Source organism: Shimia sp. SK013 (genome assembly GCF_001292625.1).
Lineage (GTDB): Bacteria > Pseudomonadota > Alphaproteobacteria > Rhodobacterales > Rhodobacteraceae > Shimia.
Genome location: NZ_LAJH01000012.1, coordinates 328464 through 346154 on the forward strand (window position 1 = coordinate 328464; position 17691 = coordinate 346154).

The following is a 17691-nucleotide window of genomic DNA, read 5'->3' on the forward strand; positions in this document are numbered from 1 at the left end:
GTTTTCAGTGGGACAAAAGCACTGGAATGGGGGTGCGTTTGAAAACGCGCGCGGTCATGCCACCCAAAAAGTCCTCCCGGAACTTCGAATGCTCATAAGCCCCCATCACCAAAAGACAGGGGTCTTTTTCACGGCAATAGGCTAGCAAAGCACGCGCTGGACCGGGGGTCGCAGGGATCTTTTCGCGGGTTGCCGAGATCCCGTGACGCGCAAGATGGTCCATCAGATCTTTGGAAGGGCGCGGCGCATCTGTGTCTCCGACACTAAGCACGGTGACGTGGCCCTGATCTTCGAGAAGGCCAAGCGCATCAGAAAGTGCGCGGGCGGCAGCGCGGCCCCCGTCCCACGCAAGAACCGCATGGGAGTGGATGGCCTTGGCGTCGTGGCCTTGTGGCACGATCAGAACCGGACGGCCGCTGACCAAAGCGATGCGGTCGGGGTGCACGAAAATGTGTTCGTTGACCTCTTCGGTTGGGAGATCCTGACCGATAACCACCAGATCAAAGGCGCGGGCAGTTTCCGAGATCACACCGTCCACGCGGCCGGCCTCGCGCCGGTAGTGCAGGCGATCGCCGAGATTTAGGTCACTGCGCAGGGCGTTAAATCGCGCTTCGATTTCGGCCACAAAGTCGATGTTGGCCTGTTCGATGATAGCCCGCGCGCTGCTGGGCACCCACATGCCGCTGGAGGTCACAATGTCGTGGTCTGAATGCGCCAGAAGCACGGTGACGTGGGTTGTTTCATCCGCCAATGCGGCGGCGTATTTTAGGGCCGAGACCGATCCTTCGGATCCGTTGAAAGCGACGAGGATGTTCTTCAAGCTCATGGGAAATCCTTTCTACGTATCGGGGTGGCCCGACCAGATTGTGGAAGGCACATAGACCTGACCGTCTGCCAGTTTTCGGGCGGTGCGCACCAATCCGGCGGCGTTGAGGTCAAACCCGTTGTTGGCTGTGAAATCGACAAGCACCTCGATTGTGCCCGAGGCGTGTTCTAGCACAACATTGGCCGGGCTGTCAGAGGGTCGGTCCAACATGCCATCCGACACAGACCCGGGGGTGAGTGCGCAAGACGCAATGCATTGGGCTCCGGTGACGGCCATCGACGGGTGGGTGTTCCATGGCATGAAGTAGCGCGTGGCAATGGTGCCGCCGCTTTGCGCGGGTGCGAGGAAGGCAAACTTGGGTGTCACAGATTTGGTGACGTCGCCCATGCCCATGGCTGCGCCTGCCTGAAGGCGGATCGCTTCCATCCGGGCGAAGAACTCAGGGTTGGCGTCCAAGTCTTCGGCACTTTCATGCCCTGTAAGGCCGAAATCCTCGGCGCGGGCGATTACGACAGGCATGGCGACATCCATGCAGGTAACTTCTATCCCGTAAAACGTATCGCGCAGGTTGCCGGTAGGCAGAAGCTGCCCAGTTGCGGAGCCAACCACCCCCATGAATTTAAGGGCTACAGGTGCCGCTGTGCCGGGCACGCTGGCGATGGCAGTGTCGCCCTCATAGGTGAGCTGCCCCCCCCGGGTGGCGACGGTGGCCTCGACCTGAGCGCCGGTGTTCACGGCGCGGATCTTGATGTCGGTGCTGTCGCCGGTTGGGCGGATCAGGCCCATTTCGATTGCCGCCGGACCCACACCGGACAGGATATTGCCGCAGGTGGGTTTGAAATCCACCAGCTTATCCTCGACCGAAACCTGCGCGAAGAAATAGTCGATGTCGGCCCAGTCATCCTCCGAGCGCGACAACATCGCGACTTTGGTGGTCACGGCGGCCCCGCCGCCGATGCCGTCGATATTGAGCGGATGGCCGGACCCGACCGCGGCAATCAGTACCTCGGCCAAAGTGTCCAATTCCGCTGGCAGATCCGAGCGGTTGAAGTAAGGGCCGCGCGAGGTGCCGCCCCGCATGAAGACAAATGGGATACCGGTCTGCGTCATTTGAGTGGCCATGGCAGATCCACCATTCCCTGCAGCAGGCCGGGTGGGAAGTCACGGTTGAGCGCCCCCGCCATCAGACACATAAAGGCGATGCCTGCAGCCGTCAGCAACAGCGTCCGTGGCCAGCTGGCACCGGCGCGAACGCGGAAGAAGGCGATCAGGAAGCCGACCAGCGCAAGGATGAAGCCGACAAAGAATGTGCCGGCGATCAGGCTGGCAAACCACGCAAGCGTAGACCACAGGCCGTAAGGCGCGTCTGCTTCGTCTCCGGCGACTTCTTTGTCTGCAAAGATGGGATCGCCTTCGGGGCGCATCATCATTTGCACCATAAGGATCAGGCAGCAGAGCAGCGCAAACCCTCCGATCACCAACGGGATGACTTTGTCGGTCATGTTGTAGTCAGGGATCATGCTGGCGTTGATGAAGGCGGTCAGAAGGTAGCCCGCGATCACCAGAAGAAAGATAACCGGCGCGCGTTTGCTGCCTGCTTTGACATCGCCCTCGGCCATGATCGACTTGGCCTGACGGATGCCAAAGAAGACCGACACAACAGTGATGACGATCAGGACGATCACGATGGGTGAGAAGATATACTCGATGCCTTGGTCAAAGCTTTTGCGGAAGCGGAAAGACGCGATCTGGAAAGCTTGGTTGGTGAATTTTTCTACCGGATTGGACAACACAAAGCCGATCAGGAAAGCGGGACGTGACCAGTCAAAGCGGCGCAGGAAGATGCCGATCAGGCCGATCACAAACAGCGCCAGAAGGTCTTCGAAGTTTTGACCAGACTGGAAGGCGGCGAAGCTGATCAGCATAAAGAGGAACGGCGCCAGATAGGTGAAGCGGATGGTGGTCAGCTTGGCGATGCCACCGGAGGCCGCAATGCAAAGGACCGTGCCAACCACGTTGGCAAGCGCCAGCAGCCAAACAATCGAATAGGTGATGTCGAGGTTGTTTTTCAGCATGCCGGGGCCGACTTCGATTGAGCCGGAGCCCAAAAGCGCCACCGCACCGATGAAGATCGCCATCGAGCCTGAGCCAGGGATACCGAAGAGCAGAGTGGGAACGAGCCCTCCGCCTTCTTTGGCGTTGTTGGAGCTTTCAGGGCCGATCACGCCGCGCACTTCGCCTTTGCCGAAGTTGGATTTGTCTTTGGTGGTTTGCACCGCGTGGCCATATGCGATCCAGTCAACGACCGAGCCACCAAGGCCGGGGATCACACCGACGACAACGCCGATAATGGAGCAGCGCACCGACAGCCAGATGTTGGCGAACCAGTCGCGCACGCCGTCAACCCAGCCGCCGCCGAGTTGCGCGCCTTTGGCAATCGAGCGGTCCTGACGCAACAGGGATACGATTTCCGGAATGGCAAAGATGCCGAGGCCGACGATCACCAGTTTCAGCCCGTCCGTGAGGTAAGGCAGATCATAAGAAGACATCCGCAGGGAGCCACCTGCGTCGGCCTCGCCAATCGTGCCGATCATCAGGCCTAGGCCGGCGGCTGCGAGGCCTTTAAGGGCGTAGCGCCCGGCGAGCACGGCAACCATGGAAAGGCCGAGAATGGTGATCATCAGCATCTCGGGTAGCCCGAAAGCCAGCACAATGGGGCGGGCCACGAGAATAAAGACGGTTAGGAAAGTTGCGCCAACAAGCCCGCCAAACAGCGAGCTGGCAAAGGCGGCGGACAGGGCGCGCGCGGCTTCACCTTTTTTCGCCATGGGAAAACCGTCAAGCACCGTGGCCTGTGAGGCCGACGAGCCGGGTATACCCATCAGAACCGAGGCAAAGGTGTCGGAGGTGGGCACCACCGCGACCATGCCGATCATCAGCGCGAGGCCAAGAATGGGATCCATGCCAAACATGAAGGGCAAAAGCAGGGAAAGACCGGCGATGCCGCCAAGACCGGGAAAGACACCGACCGCGAGGCCCATGACGACACCGAGCACCAAGTAGCCAAGAACGACAGGTTGCAGAATCAGAGCCCACGCATCTGAAAGTGCAGGAAGGGCTGTGGCGAAAGCCTCCATGGGGGCCGCCTTTCTTGTTCGAAAAATGGGAAGGTGGGACGACCTCAGAGGGGTGAGGCCGTCCCTGTGGTGTCGCGCTTACTTCAGCTCGACGCCGTAGGACTCTTTGAGCCAGTTGATGACGTAGGCCTTCGCCGAGTCTGGCACGTTGGTCGCGGTGCCAAGTGCAGCCTGTGCGCCTGCACCGGTGAAGACCGAGTATTTGCCGACGCGCTTGGAGGAGATCTCAGCGAAGTCGGCGCGGGCCACAACAGCCTCAAAGGCAGCGGTGTAGGTGTCGACAACGTCTTGTGGTGTGCCTGCGGGCAGGAAGGCCAGTTTTTGCACGGGGAAGCCCGCCACAAAGAAGGCTTTCCATGCGTCCCACTGTTCGCCCGAGGTTTCACAACCGTCGGTGGCTTCGCAGACTTCTTTGAAGGTTGCGATATCAGGGAAGGTCGGGTCGCGCACGATGTTGCCATCGCCGTCCAGAGATCCCCATGTCATCATCGCCACCGCGTTGCCGTCAGCAACCATTTCGGCGGAGCCTTTAAGGTAGCCCGAAGACGTTTGGTAGTCGATGTTGGCTTCGCCGCGCTCAAACATCAAACGGCCATCACCACGGCCTTTGATGCCAAACACAGGTTCAACGTTCATGCCCAGCATTTGCCATGCCAGCAGAGGCACGAGGTCAAGGCGGGTTGCGCCCTGCGAGCCGTAGATGAAATCCACGTCCTTGAGCATATTGGCCGAGCCGTCAAATTTGGTGCCATCTTCGGCGTTCAGATAGGCCACGCCACCGGTGCCGGATGCCATAACCGGGGTCCAGTCGTTGTATTCATAACGCACGCGCGGGTCGCCCAGAAGATAAGGGAACTGCGTTGAGCCGGATGTGCCGAACAGCAATGTGCCGTCGTCATGCTTTTCCTTCTGGAACCAGTTGGCGCCTTTGGTCGATCCAGCGCCGGGCATGAATTTCACGACCACAGTCGGAGCGCCGGGCAGGGCTTCGGACAGCAGAGGCGCAAAGAAGTTGGCCCATTTTGCCGAGCCGCCGGTTTCAGAGAAAGGGATGACCCATTCAATGGTTTTGCCGGAAAAGTCGACTTCGGCGGTGGCCGGAGCCGCAAGGCCAGCGGCCGCGAGCAGGCCGACAACGGCACGGCGCGTAAAGGTTGAAATGGTCATTGGTTCCTCCCTGTAGACCAGACAAGCACGACAACGTCTCCAGCGTCACCATGATTGTTCGAAATTTCGGGGATTGATTCCCCCTTCGATCTGCCGATCATGGAAGGCCAACCTTGCGCCAAGCTTGCGGAGCCAAAATGCGTATCGCCATTATCGAAGACAACACGGCCTTGGCCAATGCCATTGCCTATAGGATGCGCGACCACGGCCATGCAGTTGATGTCTTGCATGACGGTGACGAGGCGGACCGCTTTCTGACACAGGAAGGCGCGGATTTGGTGGTGCTTGATATCAACCTGCCCGGCCGGTCAGGACTGGACATTCTGCAAGCGATGCGCGCCCGTGCGGATGGCACGCCAGTGATTTTGTTAACTGCACGCGCCGAGACCGCCGACCGCGTTGCAGGGCTGGACAAGGGGGCGGACGACTACCTTGTTAAACCCTTTGAAATGGACGAGTTAGACGCCCGTATCAGGGCCTTGTCGCGCCGCAAAGATTTGGACTATGGCGCGCAGGAAACGCTCGGAAATCTGACGTTTGACCGCAGCAACCGACAGGTTTTGGCTGCTGGACAAACGCTTGAGATCCCCCGCAGGGAACTTGCGGTCCTGGAGTGTCTTGTGGAGCGGCGAGGGCGGATCGTGTCCAAAACGCATCTGATTGATTTTGTTTACGGGGTTGGCGCGGATGTTGGCGACAACGCGATCGAGCCGCATGTGTCGCGGCTGCGCAAGAGGTTGGCGGACCACGGTGTCAGGATCAAAACCGCGCGGGGGCTGGGATATATGCTTGAGGTCACGGACTGATGCGGCGGGCGTCGCTGCGGCTGCGGTTGTTTGTTGTGATCCTGACGCCGTTGATCGCGATGGCGATCCTGTTGGGGTTTTGGCGGTTCACGGTTGCACAGCAAACCGCGCAAGAGCTGTTTGATCGCTCTTTGTTGTCAACGGCGTTGGCGATTTCACGGGATGTGGCGGTGTCGGGCGGAGACGCTTTGTCACCCACCACTCGGAGTTTGATCCGCGATGTCGCGGGTGGGGAGGTGTTTTATCACGCCACCGGACCCGGCGGCAGTTACGTCACGGGCTACGCTTATCCACCGACCAGCCTGACGGCCCTTCAGATGGAGCGGAACAAGCCGAACGTGTTTGAGGCGGTTTACCGCGGCGAAGGTGTGCGGGTCATGAAAGTCACAGAGCAAGTGACGGTTGACACTTTGACCGGTGACACAACGGTGACTGTCTGGCAGCGATTGAGCGACCGCAACCGGATTGCGGTGGATTTGGCGTTTCGGGCCGCCGCACTGATTGGCGCGCTGGTGGCGACGGTGGCGCTTGTGGTTTGGTTTGGGGTGGCGATTGGTTTGCGCCCACTTTTGAATTTGGAGGAGGCTATCGCTGTGCGTTCTCCAGACGACCTTAGCCGGATCAAACGAGCGGTGCCGATGGAGGCGCGTGGCATTGTGCGCACTCTGAACCGTCTTTTTTCCAAGGTGGATGCCAGCATGAATGCGCATCAGACGTTTATTTCGGACGCGGCGCATCAGCTGCGCAATCCGGCGGCAGCGGTGCAGTCCATGGCCGAAAGCCTGCGCAATGCGCCAAGCGAGCAGGAGCGTGAACGGCGCACGGAGGAGCTGATATCTGCGGCGCGTGCCTCGGCACGGGTGACGGAGCAACTCTTGTCGTTGGACCGATTACGCCAGCCGCTTGGGTCGGGCCATTTCCGAGAGGTAGATTTGACGGCGTTGATGCGTCAGGTGTGTTCGGACGTGGGGCCGGCGGTGTTGTCAGCGGACATCGATTTTGTGGTTGATCTGCCAGATAGGCCTATGGCGGTTTCTTGTGATCCGCTGTTTGTCAGCGAGGCGGTCAAGAACCTTGTGGACAATGCGCTTAAGCACGGCGGCGAGACCTTAAGCAGCATTTCGGTGGCAGTGTCCTCCAATAAGGACAGCGTGGACATAACAGTGTCCGACGACGGAAAGGGCCTTGTGCCGGAAGAAGCGGCGACGGCCTTTGGGCGGTTTTCCCAGATTGAACCGTCAGAAGGTAGCGGCCTTGGGTTGGCGATTGTGTCCTCGGTCGCCGAACAGCACGGCGGGACTGTAACAATCAATCGTGTTGAGAAAGGCGCGAGCCTTTCGGTGATGTTGCCACGGCTTCAGGCGTGAGAGGCGTTGGGCGCGGCGCGGGTATCTGACGCTGAACTTTGGGGCATTTTCCAAGGTGCGAAGCGCCGCCACGCGGATAAATGCAATACTCAGGAATTTCCTGTTGATCTATATGCTTTGGTTGTGCTGAAGATTGGTCAATCCCGACAATAAAGGCATTGCGCGCTGCTGTCCGGGTGAGCGGAGCCTGTCTGCTCAAAGTGAGGGTGTTGCTGCCCCACGTGCGCAAATGGCTCCTTTTCAACACTCAGGCGGCGCGCCGCCATCGTCGAAAGGATTAACCATGCTACACAACGATAAACTGGAACAGTGGGACCGCGAGTCGTTTTTCCATCCGTCCACACATCTTGCAGAGTTCGCGCGAGGGAACCTGCCGCAACGTGTTGTGACCGGCGGTGACGGATGCCACATCGAGGACCGGAGTGGGGCGCGGATGCTGGACGCGTTTGCCGGGCTGTATTGTGTCAACGTTGGTTACGGGCGACCCGAAATCGCCGAAGCGATTGCCGAGCAGGCCAAGGAGTTGGCGTATTATCATTCCTATGTCGGGCATGGCACCGAGGCGTCAATAACGCTGGCCAAAATGGTGCTGGACCGCGCACCTGATCACATGTCCAAAGTCTATTTTGGCCTGTCGGGTTCGGATGCCAACGAGACCAACGTCAAGCTGATTTGGTACTATAACAACATTCTTGGTCGTCCACAGAAGAAGAAAATCATCTCGCGCTGGCGTGGGTACCACGGGTCCGGCCTGATGACCGGCTCGCTGACCGGATTGGAGTTGTTTCACAACAAGTTCGATCTGCCGTTGGCGCAGGTTTTGCACACCGACGCGCCGTATTATTTCCGGCGCAAGGATCAAAGCCAAAGCGAGGCACAGTTTGTGGCGCAATGCGTGGCCTCGCTGGAGGAGATGATTGCACGGGAAGGGGCCGACACCATTGCGGCCTTTATTGGCGAGCCGGTGCTTGGCACAGGTGGTATTGTTCCGCCACCAGAGGGCTACTGGCCTGCCATTCAAGCGGTTTTGGACAAACACGATATTCTGTTGGTGGCTGACGAAGTTGTCACAGGTTTTGGCCGACTTGGCAGCATGTTTGGATCAGAACATTACGGCATGAAGCCCGATCTGATCACCATCGCCAAAGGGCTGACCTCTGCTTATGCACCACTGTCGGGTTCGATTGTATCTGACAAAATCTGGGCGGTGTTGGAGCAGGGCACCGATGAGAACGGACCGATTGGCCACGGTTGGACTTATTCCGCGCATCCAATTGGTGCGGCGGCAGGCGTGGCGAATTTGCAGCTGATCGACAGTCTCAATCTGATTGAGAACGCGGGCAGCACCGGAGCCTATCTGAATGCCAGCATGTCTGCTGCGTTGGCGGATCATGCAAATGTCGGTGAAATACGTGGCGAAGGTATGCTGTGCGCAATCGAGTTTGTGGCCGACAAGGACAGCCGCACGTTCTTTGATGCGGGCGACAAGATTGGGCCGCAGATTGCCGCCAAACTTTTGGAGCAGGACAGTGTGATTGCCCGCGCCATGCCGCAGGGTGACATCCTCGGGTTCGCGCCGCCGTTTTGTCTGACCCGCGCAGAGGCCGACCAAGTTGTTGCCGCGACAGTGCGTGCTGTTACGTCGGTTTTGCCATGATTTCGAAAGGAGCCACACGATGACCCAGTCAAAAGCCCCGTTCAGCATTGCGGAATATGAACGCCGCTTGGCCAAAACCCGCGTCGCGATGGCGGCTGCGGGGCTGGATGTGCTGTTTGTCACGGATCCCTCCAATCAGGCTTGGCTTACCGGCTATGATGGGTGGTCGTTTTACGTGCATCAGGGGGTGATCGTCACAATGGATGGACCGCCGATCTGGTGGGGGCGGTACATGGACATGATGGGCGGGCGTCGCACGTGTTGGATGGATCACGATCACATCCTTGGCTATGGCGACCATTATGTGCAGTCCACCGAGGTGCATCCGATGCAGGATCTGGCGCAGCATCTGAGTGCGCGTGGATTTGCCCGCCAGCGCATCGGTGTGGAGATGGAGAACTACTATTATTCCGCCAAAGCGCACGCTGTGCTGAGTGCTGAGCTGCCCGACGCAACATTGGTGGACGCAACAGCGCTTGTGAATTGGCAGCGGCTGATCAAGTCCGACGCAGAGCTTGATTTTGTGCGCAAAGCGGCGCGGATTTCGGACAAGGTGATGCGCACGGCGTTGGAGCGCGCCGAGCCAGGTGTGCGTAAAAACGATCTGGTGGCGGACATCATGCACGCCGGCATCACAGGCGTGGACGAGGACTGGGGCGACTATCCAGCCATCGTGCCGCTGACGCCTTCGGGATTGGACGCGACTGCTGCGCATCTGACGTGGGATGGAACTCCGATGCAGGCGGGTGAGGCGACGTTCTTTGAGTTGTCAGGCTGTTACCGCCGCTATCACGCGCCATTGTGTCGGACGATTTTCCTTGGCACCCCATCTGAAGACATGCGGCGGGCCGAAGCCGCCCAGCTTGAAGGGATTACAGCGGGTCTTGAAGCTGCGCGGGCTGGCAACCGCACCTGTGACATTGCCAATGCGTTTATGCATGTGCTTGCCAAACATGGTATCGAGCGGTCAGGCCGCATGGGCTATCCGGTTGGGCTGAGCTATCCGCCGGATTGGGGGGAGCGCACGGCGTCGATCCGCAGCGAAGACGAAACCGTTCTGGAGTCGGGTATGGTGTTTCACTTTATGCCTGCGTTGTGGATGGACAGTTGGGGGCTTGAGACCACCGAAACCATCCTGATCCGAACCGACGGCGCTGCGGAGCCATTGTGTGATGTGGACCGTCAATTGTTTGTCAAAGGCTGAGCGATGATTGACGCCACCAAAGCGCTGTTGTCTGAGCTGATTGGCTTTGAAACGGTCTCAGCGGACAGCAATCTGGAGATGATTGCGTGTCTGGCCGGGCGCTTGGAGGACTGTGGCGCCAAGGTGGAGGCGATGATCGATCCCAGCGGGAAGAAAGCCAACCTGTTTGCCACGCTGGGGCCGGAGCGCGACGGGGGCATCGTCCTGTCGGGCCATACCGACGTGGTGCCTGTCACGGATCAGGATTGGCACAGCGATCCGTTTGTGATGGAGGAGCGCGACGCGCGGCTTTATGGGCGCGGCAGTTGCGACATGAAGGGGTTCATCGCGGCGGCGGTGACGATGGCGCCGGAATTTGCAGCGCAGGTTGCCGAGCGGCCGTTGCACTTTGCCTTTACCTACGACGAAGAAACCGGCTGCGTCGGGGCGGGGCATTTGGTGCAAACTCTAAAGGAGCGCGGGCTGAAACCTCGGATGGCGTTGATCGGTGAGCCGACCAGCATGCGCATCATTGAAGGCCACAAGGGGTGTCATGAATATACGACCCGGTTTCATGGGCTTGAGGGCCATGGATCAGCGCCTGATTTGGGTGTGAACGCGGTCGAGTATGCGGTGCGGTATGTGGCGCGGCTGTTGGCGGTCAAGGACCAGCTTAGGGGGATGGCCCCGGTGGACAGCCGGTTTGATCCGCCATGGACCACCGTGAATGTCGGTGCGTTTCAGGGCGGTAGCGTGCACAACGTTATCGCGCCGAAAGCCGAAGTTGCGTGGGAAATGCGGCCGGTTCAAACCAGCGATGCGGATTTTGTGAAACAACATCTGCAAGCATACTGCCGGGATGAATTGCTGCCGCTGATGCGCGCGGTTTATCCCGACGCAAAGATTGACACCGAGGTGGTGGGCGAAGTTGTGGGGCTGGTTCCCGAAGACAGCAATGAGGCGCGGCGTTTGCTTATGGACCTGACAGGAGCCAACAGCGCCGAGTTGGTGCCGTTTGGCACTGAGGCGGGGCTGTTCCAATCCATGGGCATGGATGTGGTCGTCTGTGGACCCGGCGACATAGCGCAGGCCCATAAGGCCAATGAGTTTGTCGCGGTTGCGCAGCTTGAGGCGTGCCTTGGGGTGCTGGACGGGTTGGCTGGCAAGCTCGCTGAGCTATGATCCGCACCGCGTGAAAAGCAAGAGTTTGGAAATATTGCAAAAATCTCTTGCCTGACACGTGGTCGATCCCGCAGTCTTCGCAAAATTGATCTCAGAATTTATGCAAAACCACTCGAGGGGAGGGAACTATGAAATTGAAACAATTACTTGTGACGGCAGCGTGCACAGCATTGCTTGCGACAACGGTGCAGGCCGAGGGCGTTAAGGTCGGCATGATCACCACATTGTCCGGCGGCGGCGCTGGATTGGGGATTGATGTTCGGGACGGGTTTATGCTGGCGGTCGAGCAGGCCGGTCGCAGCGATCTGGAAGTTGTCATCGAGGATGATCAGCGCAAGCCGGACGTGGCGGTTCAGCTGGCCGATAAGATGATTCAATCCGAGAAGGTTGATGTGCTGACCGGGATCATCTGGTCCAATCTTGCGATGGCCGTGGTGCCCGCAACCGTGGCGCAGAACAAATTTTACCTCTCGCCAAACGCGGGCCCGTCGGCCTTGGCCGGTAAGGGCTGCCACAAAAACTATTTCAACGTGGCATGGCAGAACGACAACCTGCACGAAGCTGCAGGCGCCTATGCCAATACGGCTGGGCTTGGCAATTCCTTCATTCTGGCGCCAAATTATCCGGCGGGTAAGGACGCTTTGACCGGATATAAGCGGTTCTACGAAGGTGCGCTGGCGGGGGAGCTTTATACCAAGCTTGGGCAGACAGACTATGCCAGCGAGATTGCGCAGATCCGCGCGTCCGGAGCTGACAGCGTCTATTTCTTCCTGCCGGGCGGCATGGGGATTTCCTTCCTCAAACAATATGCCGACAGCGGTGTGGACCTGCCTGTCGTTGGGCCAGCTTTCAGCTTTGATCAGGGCATCCTGCAGGCGGTTGGTGCGGCGGCTTTGGGTGTGCGCAACACGTCGCAATGGTCCAAGGATATCGACAACGCAACCAACGCCGCCTTTGTGGAAAGCTTTGCTGCCAAATACGGACGTCTGCCGTCGCTCTATGCCAGCCAAGGGTTTGATACTGCGAACCTGTTGATTTCCGCGATGGACAAGGCGGATGTTGCGGATCAGGACGCATTCCGCGCAGCCCTTCAGACAGCTGATTTTGCCTCCACGCGGGGGGATTTTGCCTTTGGTCCTAACAATCACCCGATTCAGGACATTTATGTGCGCGAAGTCATTCAGGAAGGCGATGTCTTTACCAACAAGATCATCTCCGTAGGTCTGGAAGATCGTGGTGATGCCTATGCGGCTGATTGTAAGATGTAAGTGACTTTTGGCCCGCCCCGGGGTATCGGGGCGGGCACTTTCTTGGGGAAGACATGTCCTGGATCTTACTTGTGGAGCAGGCGCTGAACGGGCTGCAATTCGGCGTGATGCTGTTTTTAATGGCTGCGGGGCTGACGCTGATATTCGGGGTCATGGGGCTGATCAACCTCGCGCATGGCTCGCTTTATATGGTTGGTGCGTTTGCCGCCGCCGCGGTGGCCGCAGCGACAGGGTCGTTCGTTTTGGCGTTGATCGCCAGTTTGGCAGCCGCCGCGTTGGCCGGAGTATTGATCGAGGCCACAATTATCCGCCGCCTTTATGATCGGGACCATCTTGATCAGGTGCTAGCGACCTTTGCGCTGATCCTGATTTTTTCTGAGGGCACGCGTTGGGCGTTTGGCTCTTTTCCGCTTTTTTTGGACCGACCCGAAGCTTTGTCCGGCACGGTGTCGCTGCCATTTGGCATTGAATATTCGCGCTACAGATTGGCGTTGATCGGTGTGGGGTTAGCTGTGGCGGCTGGGCTGTTCTGGATGATTGCCAAGACGCGGGTTGGCATTCGCATTCGTGCTGGCGAAAACGACCGCGAGATGATTGCCGCGCTAGGGGTCGATATTTCGCGGCTATATACGCTTGTGTTTGCATTGGGGGCAGCGCTTGCCGGACTGGCGGGCGCGTTGATTGGCGCGATCCAATCGGTGCAGGTCGGCATGGGCGAGCCGGTTCTTATTCTTGCTTTTGTTGTGATCGTGATTGGTGGGATCGGGTCGGTGCAAGGGGCCTTGGTCGGGGCCATTCTGGTTGGCCTCACCGACACGCTTGGCGGCTTTCTTTTGCCCAAGGCTTTTGCGCTTTTCCTGTCTCCGGCGGCGGCCACGTCGGTGGGATCCTCTCTGGCCTCGATGTCCATCTACATCCTGATGGCGGGTGTTCTTTTGGTGCGGCCCAAGGGCCTGTTTGGGGGCGCATGACATGACGCGGGAAAGCTGTTTGAACGTCGTCTTGATGGGGCTTTTGCTGGCTGTACCGTTGGCGGCATGGGCATTGGATGAGCCATTTATCATCACGCTGACCACGCGCGCCGTGATTTTCGCAATTGCGGGCGTGGGGCTTAATCTGGCGCTTGGGTTTGGCGGTCTGGTGAGCTTTGGGCATGCTGCGTTTTTTGGGTTGGGCGGATATGCGATGGGCATTCTGGCCTATCATGCACAGACCTATACGCCGTTGATGGACTGGCCGTTTGTGATTGAGGGCACGAAATCGATGCTGGTGATTTGGCCTGTGGCCATAGTGGCGAGCGGTCTTGCTGCTTTGGCGATTGGCGCGCTCAGCCTGCGCACGTCGGGTGTGTATTTCATCATGATCACCTTAGCTTTTGGGCAGATGTTTTTCTATTTCACCATCAGTTGGTCGGCCTACGGGGGCGAGGACGGGTTGTCGATCTATGTGCGCAATTCGTTTCCGGGGTTGAACACGATGGATCCGATCCAGTTTTTCGCGATTTGTTACGGTCTGTTGCTGCTCGTTCTGTGGGGCGTGCACCGTATGGCCAACGCGTCTTTCGGTCTGGCATTGCGGGCGGCGCGGCAAAACGAAGAACGCTTGCAGGCGGTTGGGCAGGTGCCGTATCGACTATACCTCACGGCCTTTGCGATATCGGGCGCGATCACCGGTTTGGCCGGGGCGTTGTTTGCCGATTTGAATCGCTTTGTCAGCCCATCGATGCTGAGTTGGCAGACCTCTGGCGAGATCATGGTGTTTGTCATCCTCGGTGGCGTGGGACGGGTTTACGGTCCGGTGGCCGGGGCGGCTTTGTTTATTCTTCTGGAGCACACGCTTGGGGGTCTCAGCCCTTATTGGCACGTGTACTTGGGGGCCATTTTGCTGGGTGTCGTGCTGTTTGCACGGGGCGGCATTTTTGGACTGCTTGCCGGGCGGGAGGTGGCGCATGACTGACCCCATCCTCAAGGTGCGCGGCCTGACCAAAAGCTTTGGCGGATTGGTGGCAACCCGAGACGTTGATCTGGACCTGCGTGCGGGTGAAATTCATGCCTTGATTGGCCCGAACGGCGCAGGAAAATCGACTTTGGTGCAGCTGATCAGTGGCGCTTTGCGCCCTGATGCCGGTTCGGTGCAGTTTGGCGGGCAAGATGTCAGTGCGCTGACCACAGCCGCGCGGGCGCGCAAGGGCATGGCACGCACATTCCAGATTTCGTCGCTGGCGATGGAGTACTCGGTTTTGCAAAATGTGGTGCTGGGGGCGCTTGGGCGACGCGGCGACGTGTTTCGGTTTTTCAACCGTGTGATGAAAGACCAACAGTTGCTTAAGGTTGCCGAAAAGGCGCTGGTACAGGTGGGGCTTCAGGACGTCAGAGCCTTTCGAACGTCGGATTTGTCGCATGGTCAGCGGCGTCAATTGGAGGTCGCGGTGGCGCTGACGCTGGACCCTAAGGCGTTCCTTATGGATGAGCCGATGGCCGGATTGGGGGCGGAAGGGTCTCAGCAGTTGCAGGGGTTCTTGGACCAATTGCGCCATCAGGCCCCAATTTTGCTGATTGAGCATGACATGGATGCGGTGTTTGCCTTGGCGGACCGGATCAGCGTGCTGGTCTATGGGGAAATTATTGCAACAGGCACAGTGGACGAAATCCGCGGCAATCCAGCGGTGCGGCAAGCGTATCTGGGGGAAGTGGCGGAATGAGCCTTTTGTCTCTTAATCAGGTGTCTGCGTTCTATGGCCCGTCACAGGCGCTTTTTGACGTGAATTTTTCAGTCGCTGAAGGGGAAGTTGTCGCCCTGATGGGGCGCAATGGCATGGGCAAGTCGACCACGATCAAGGTCATTTGCCGGATGCTGCAACATCGCGGCGGCACTGTGATGTTTGCGGGGAATGATGTTGCTCGGTCGCCGTCGCATAAGGTGGCCCGCATGGGCGTCGGTTTGGTGCCGGAAGGGCGACGGTGTTTTTCGGACCTGACGGTATACGAGAACCTGATTGCCGCGGCGCGCAAAGGGGCATGGGATTTCGCCGCAGTGGCAGAGCTGTTTCCACGCCTGTTGGAGCGGCGGGGGCAGGCGGCAGGAACACTGTCAGGTGGCGAGCAGCAAATGCTGGCAATCGGGCGCGCGTTGATGACCAATCCAAAGCTGTTGCTGCTGGATGAGGCCACAGAAGGGCTGGCGCCGGTTGTGCGTCAGGAAATCTGGCAGGCGATCTCAAAGCTGAAAGCGCAAACAGGTCTGGCAATTGTTGTTGTGGACAAGTCGTTGCAGGAATTGCGTGGTGTTGCGGATACTGCGGTCATTCTCGAAAAAGGCACGTCCGTGTGGAATGGGGCATTTGCCGAGCTGTCCGCGGATGTGACCGATAGGTTTCTTGGCATCTGATCGGCTTGCGTTGTTTGGCGCGTCGGAGAGAAAATTATACTTCGACCAATGCGCCTGGTTCTTGGATGACTTGGGCAGACAGGTCGCAACCGGCTTGGACCGCGACGCTTTCGGATTTGCCGGACATCAACGCGACCAACACCGCCGCGTTGAAGGCGTCTCCGGCGGCGGTGGTGTCTACCAACGTGGCGATGGGATGTGGCGCAACGGTTTGCGTTTCGCCGGTGGCGTGCGCGATTTGGACAGGGCCGGGGCCATCTTTGACGATGGCGAGGTCGCAACCCAAATCAAGATATCTGCGGGCGGTGGCCGTTGGGGACGCGTCGGAAAACCAAGAGGCCTCATCTTCGTGGGAGGGCAGCACCAAATCGGCGTGACGCGCGGCCTCGGTGACCCAATGGCGCATGGTGTCGGCGTCCTCCCAAAGGCAGGGGCGTAGATTGGGATCAAAGGCGACTTGGGCGCCCTTGGCTTTGGCTCTGGCCACGGCGGCGAGCAATTTCTGTCGCCCGTGGCCCTGTAAGACCGCCATCGTGATGCCACTGAAAAACACGATGTCACCGGCGCCTGAGACAGGCAGATCGGTGAGGTCTTGTGCAAGCTGGCGCGCGGCCGCGGCGGATCGCCAGTAAGAAAAAGAGCGTTCGCCGTTTTGGGTGGCAATCAGATAGAGACCGACGGAGGCGTCAGCGATGCGACGGATTTCAGGAGTGATGCCACTCTGGGTAACAAAGTCGACCAACCGGTCGGAGGCGGCGTCATCACCAACGGCGGTCATAAAGGCGATGTCGAGGTTCGGATCGGCGAGGCCGCGGGCATACCAAGCGGTGTTAAAGGTGTCGCCGGCATAGCCCATTTTGAACAACCCGCTTTCGGTGGGAGCCATTTCAACCATGCATTCACCGATAGCCAATAGTTTGTTGCGCATCAGGTGTTGTCCTCAAAAAATTCCGGGTTTTTGGCGCGTATTCCGTCCATCAGGGGAAACAGGCTGTGCAGATGGGCATCCAATTTGGCCTGCGCACTGCCAAGGTCTTGCTGGCGCAGCGCGGTGACAATTTCACAATGTTCCTGAAAAGCCACAGGCCCGTTGTCGGGGAGCGACAGCCGTCGGGCGCGGTCCATATGGCTTTTCTGCGCACTGACCAGTGGCCAGATGTCGTCGTGTCCGGAGATGGCGCACAGCAGTTGGTGAAAGGTTTCGTCCAGTTCGTAAAACCGAACGCCGTCGGCTTTTTGCATCGCTTCGTGTTGTTGCTCAATCAGGGCGTCCAACGCGGCGAGATCAGCGTTGGTTCGGCGCGGGATGCTGTCCGCCAAGCAAGCGGTTTCAAGTGCGGAGCGGACAAAGGCCGCGCGCGCAACCGCGGACACCGAGATCTTGGTCACAAGCGTGGCCCGCTGAGGCCGAATAAGGAGAAACCCCTGCTGGGACAGGCGGAAAAACGCATCCCTCACTGGTTGGCGTGAGACGTCGAACCGGTTGGCGAGATCCGCCTCCGACACTTTGCTTCCCGGGGGGAGTTCCAAGGCAATAATGGCCGTGTGCAGGCGGTCAAACACCTGATCGGTGACAGACATCGCTGTGGCCTGTGGCAGAGGGGACAGAGGTGTCTGGTCGACTAGCATATCAGTTTAGTATTTGGTTTGCTCTGAGCGTGCAAGCGCTTTTGCTCGGTTCGGCATGGTGCAGTTTTTTGGACCCTTTGAT

At 58.8% G+C, this 17691-nt stretch carries 16 protein-coding genes; 10 read left to right on the forward strand and 6 right to left on the reverse strand.

Annotated features, from left to right (window positions below; genetic code table 11):
• Positions 1-4: 4 nt before the first annotated feature.
• From SHIM_RS11310 to SHIM_RS11325, 4 genes are all read right to left on the reverse strand, one after another.
• Entirely contained in the window at positions 5-826 is an 822-nt protein-coding gene (locus SHIM_RS11310) for a universal stress protein (RefSeq protein ID WP_054002743.1), read from the reverse strand.
• A 12-nt stretch (positions 827-838) separates the two neighbouring features.
• Positions 839-1936 (reverse strand): 4-oxalomesaconate tautomerase, encoded by a 1098-nt coding sequence (locus SHIM_RS11315; protein ID WP_054002956.1) that lies wholly within the window; start codon positions 1934-1936, stop codon positions 839-841.
• A complete protein-coding gene (locus SHIM_RS11320; RefSeq protein ID WP_054002744.1) occupies positions 1933-3963 on the reverse strand; it encodes a tripartite tricarboxylate transporter permease in 2031 nt (676 codons plus the stop codon). Before SHIM_RS11320 ends, SHIM_RS11315 begins: the two co-directional genes overlap by 4 nt.
• A gap of 78 nt (positions 3964-4041) precedes the next feature.
• The gene (locus SHIM_RS11325; protein ID WP_054002745.1) at positions 4042-5130 is read right to left on the reverse strand and encodes a tricarboxylate transporter; all 1089 of its coding nucleotides are present in this window, start codon (positions 5128-5130) and stop codon (positions 4042-4044) included.
• A 137-nt stretch (positions 5131-5267) separates the two neighbouring features.
• Between SHIM_RS11325 and SHIM_RS11330 the strand changes: the two genes are divergently transcribed.
• From SHIM_RS11330 to SHIM_RS11375, 10 genes are all read left to right on the forward strand, one after another.
• Positions 5268-5936, forward strand: coding sequence for a response regulator transcription factor (locus tag SHIM_RS11330; RefSeq protein WP_054002746.1), 669 nt, complete (start codon positions 5268-5270; stop codon positions 5934-5936).
• Positions 5936-7303, forward strand: a complete 1368-nt coding sequence (locus SHIM_RS11335) for a sensor histidine kinase (protein WP_054002747.1) — start codon at positions 5936-5938, stop codon at positions 7301-7303. The genes SHIM_RS11330 and SHIM_RS11335 overlap by 1 nt, the downstream gene beginning before the upstream one ends.
• A gap of 283 nt (positions 7304-7586) precedes the next feature.
• Positions 7587-8960 (forward strand): aspartate aminotransferase family protein, encoded by a 1374-nt coding sequence (locus SHIM_RS11340; RefSeq protein ID WP_054002957.1) that lies wholly within the window; start codon positions 7587-7589, stop codon positions 8958-8960.
• A 19-nt stretch (positions 8961-8979) separates the two neighbouring features.
• Positions 8980-10164: a M24 family metallopeptidase gene (locus tag SHIM_RS11345; RefSeq protein WP_054002748.1), complete on the forward strand. Its 1185-nt coding sequence runs from the start codon at positions 8980-8982 to the stop codon at positions 10162-10164.
• A gap of 3 nt (positions 10165-10167) precedes the next feature.
• Positions 10168-11325, forward strand: coding sequence for an acetylornithine deacetylase (gene argE, locus SHIM_RS11350; protein ID WP_054002749.1), 1158 nt, complete (start codon positions 10168-10170; stop codon positions 11323-11325).
• A 128-nt stretch (positions 11326-11453) separates the two neighbouring features.
• On the forward strand, positions 11454-12593 hold the full coding sequence (locus SHIM_RS11355; RefSeq protein ID WP_054002750.1) for an ABC transporter substrate-binding protein: 1140 nt from the start codon (positions 11454-11456) through the stop codon (positions 12591-12593).
• Positions 12594-12646: 53 nt separating this feature from the next.
• The gene (locus SHIM_RS11360; protein ID WP_054002751.1) at positions 12647-13564 is read left to right on the forward strand and encodes a branched-chain amino acid ABC transporter permease; all 918 of its coding nucleotides are present in this window, start codon (positions 12647-12649) and stop codon (positions 13562-13564) included.
• A 1-nt stretch (position 13565) separates the two neighbouring features.
• Entirely contained in the window at positions 13566-14549 is a 984-nt protein-coding gene (locus SHIM_RS11365) for a branched-chain amino acid ABC transporter permease (protein ID WP_054002752.1), read from the forward strand.
• Positions 14542-15294 carry an ABC transporter ATP-binding protein gene (locus SHIM_RS11370; RefSeq protein WP_054002753.1) on the forward strand — a complete coding sequence of 251 codons (753 nt, stop codon included), beginning with the start codon at positions 14542-14544 and terminating at the stop codon, positions 15292-15294. The genes SHIM_RS11365 and SHIM_RS11370 overlap by 8 nt, the downstream gene beginning before the upstream one ends.
• A complete protein-coding gene (locus tag SHIM_RS11375; RefSeq protein WP_054002754.1) occupies positions 15291-15980 on the forward strand; it encodes an ABC transporter ATP-binding protein in 690 nt (229 codons plus the stop codon). The genes SHIM_RS11370 and SHIM_RS11375 overlap by 4 nt, the downstream gene beginning before the upstream one ends.
• Before the next feature lie 34 nt (positions 15981-16014).
• Here the strand turns inward: SHIM_RS11375 and SHIM_RS11380 are convergent, their stop codons facing one another.
• Together SHIM_RS11380 and SHIM_RS11385 are read right to left on the reverse strand one after the other, a co-directional pair.
• Positions 16015-16908: a sugar kinase gene (locus SHIM_RS11380; RefSeq protein ID WP_054002755.1), complete on the reverse strand. Its 894-nt coding sequence runs from the start codon at positions 16906-16908 to the stop codon at positions 16015-16017.
• Entirely contained in the window at positions 16908-17609 is a 702-nt protein-coding gene (locus SHIM_RS11385; protein ID WP_082358369.1) for a GntR family transcriptional regulator, read from the reverse strand. The genes SHIM_RS11380 and SHIM_RS11385 overlap by 1 nt, the downstream gene beginning before the upstream one ends.
• Between the last annotated feature and the right edge of the window lie 82 nt (positions 17610-17691).

Coding starts and splice junctions, on each gene's coding strand:
- SHIM_RS11320 (WP_054002744.1), bottom strand. CDS start 3,963: ATGGAGGCTTTCGCCACAGCCCTTCCTGCACTTTCAGATGCGTGGGCT.
- SHIM_RS11330 (WP_054002746.1), top strand. CDS start 5,268: ATGCGTATCGCCATTATCGAAGACAACACGGCCTTGGCCAATGCCATT.
- SHIM_RS11380 (WP_054002755.1), bottom strand. CDS start 16,908: ATGCGCAACAAACTATTGGCTATCGGTGAATGCATGGTTGAAATGGCT.
- SHIM_RS11385 (WP_082358369.1), bottom strand. CDS start 17,609: ATGCTAGTCGACCAGACACCTCTGTCCCCTCTGCCACAGGCCACAGCG.
- SHIM_RS11375 (WP_054002754.1), top strand. CDS start 15,291: ATGAGCCTTTTGTCTCTTAATCAGGTGTCTGCGTTCTATGGCCCGTCA.
- SHIM_RS11345 (WP_054002748.1), top strand. CDS start 8,980: ATGACCCAGTCAAAAGCCCCGTTCAGCATTGCGGAATATGAACGCCGC.
- SHIM_RS11370 (WP_054002753.1), top strand. CDS start 14,542: ATGACTGACCCCATCCTCAAGGTGCGCGGCCTGACCAAAAGCTTTGGC.
- SHIM_RS11310 (WP_054002743.1), bottom strand. CDS start 826: ATGAGCTTGAAGAACATCCTCGTCGCTTTCAACGGATCCGAAGGATCG.
- SHIM_RS11360 (WP_054002751.1), top strand. CDS start 12,647: ATGTCCTGGATCTTACTTGTGGAGCAGGCGCTGAACGGGCTGCAATTC.
- SHIM_RS11315 (WP_054002956.1), bottom strand. CDS start 1,936: ATGACGCAGACCGGTATCCCATTTGTCTTCATGCGGGGCGGCACCTCG.
- SHIM_RS11365 (WP_054002752.1), top strand. CDS start 13,566: ATGACGCGGGAAAGCTGTTTGAACGTCGTCTTGATGGGGCTTTTGCTG.
- SHIM_RS11325 (WP_054002745.1), bottom strand. CDS start 5,130: ATGACCATTTCAACCTTTACGCGCCGTGCCGTTGTCGGCCTGCTCGCG.
- SHIM_RS11355 (WP_054002750.1), top strand. CDS start 11,454: ATGAAATTGAAACAATTACTTGTGACGGCAGCGTGCACAGCATTGCTT.
- SHIM_RS11335 (WP_054002747.1), top strand. CDS start 5,936: ATGCGGCGGGCGTCGCTGCGGCTGCGGTTGTTTGTTGTGATCCTGACG.
- SHIM_RS11340 (WP_054002957.1), top strand. CDS start 7,587: ATGCTACACAACGATAAACTGGAACAGTGGGACCGCGAGTCGTTTTTC.
- argE (WP_054002749.1), top strand. CDS start 10,168: ATGATTGACGCCACCAAAGCGCTGTTGTCTGAGCTGATTGGCTTTGAA.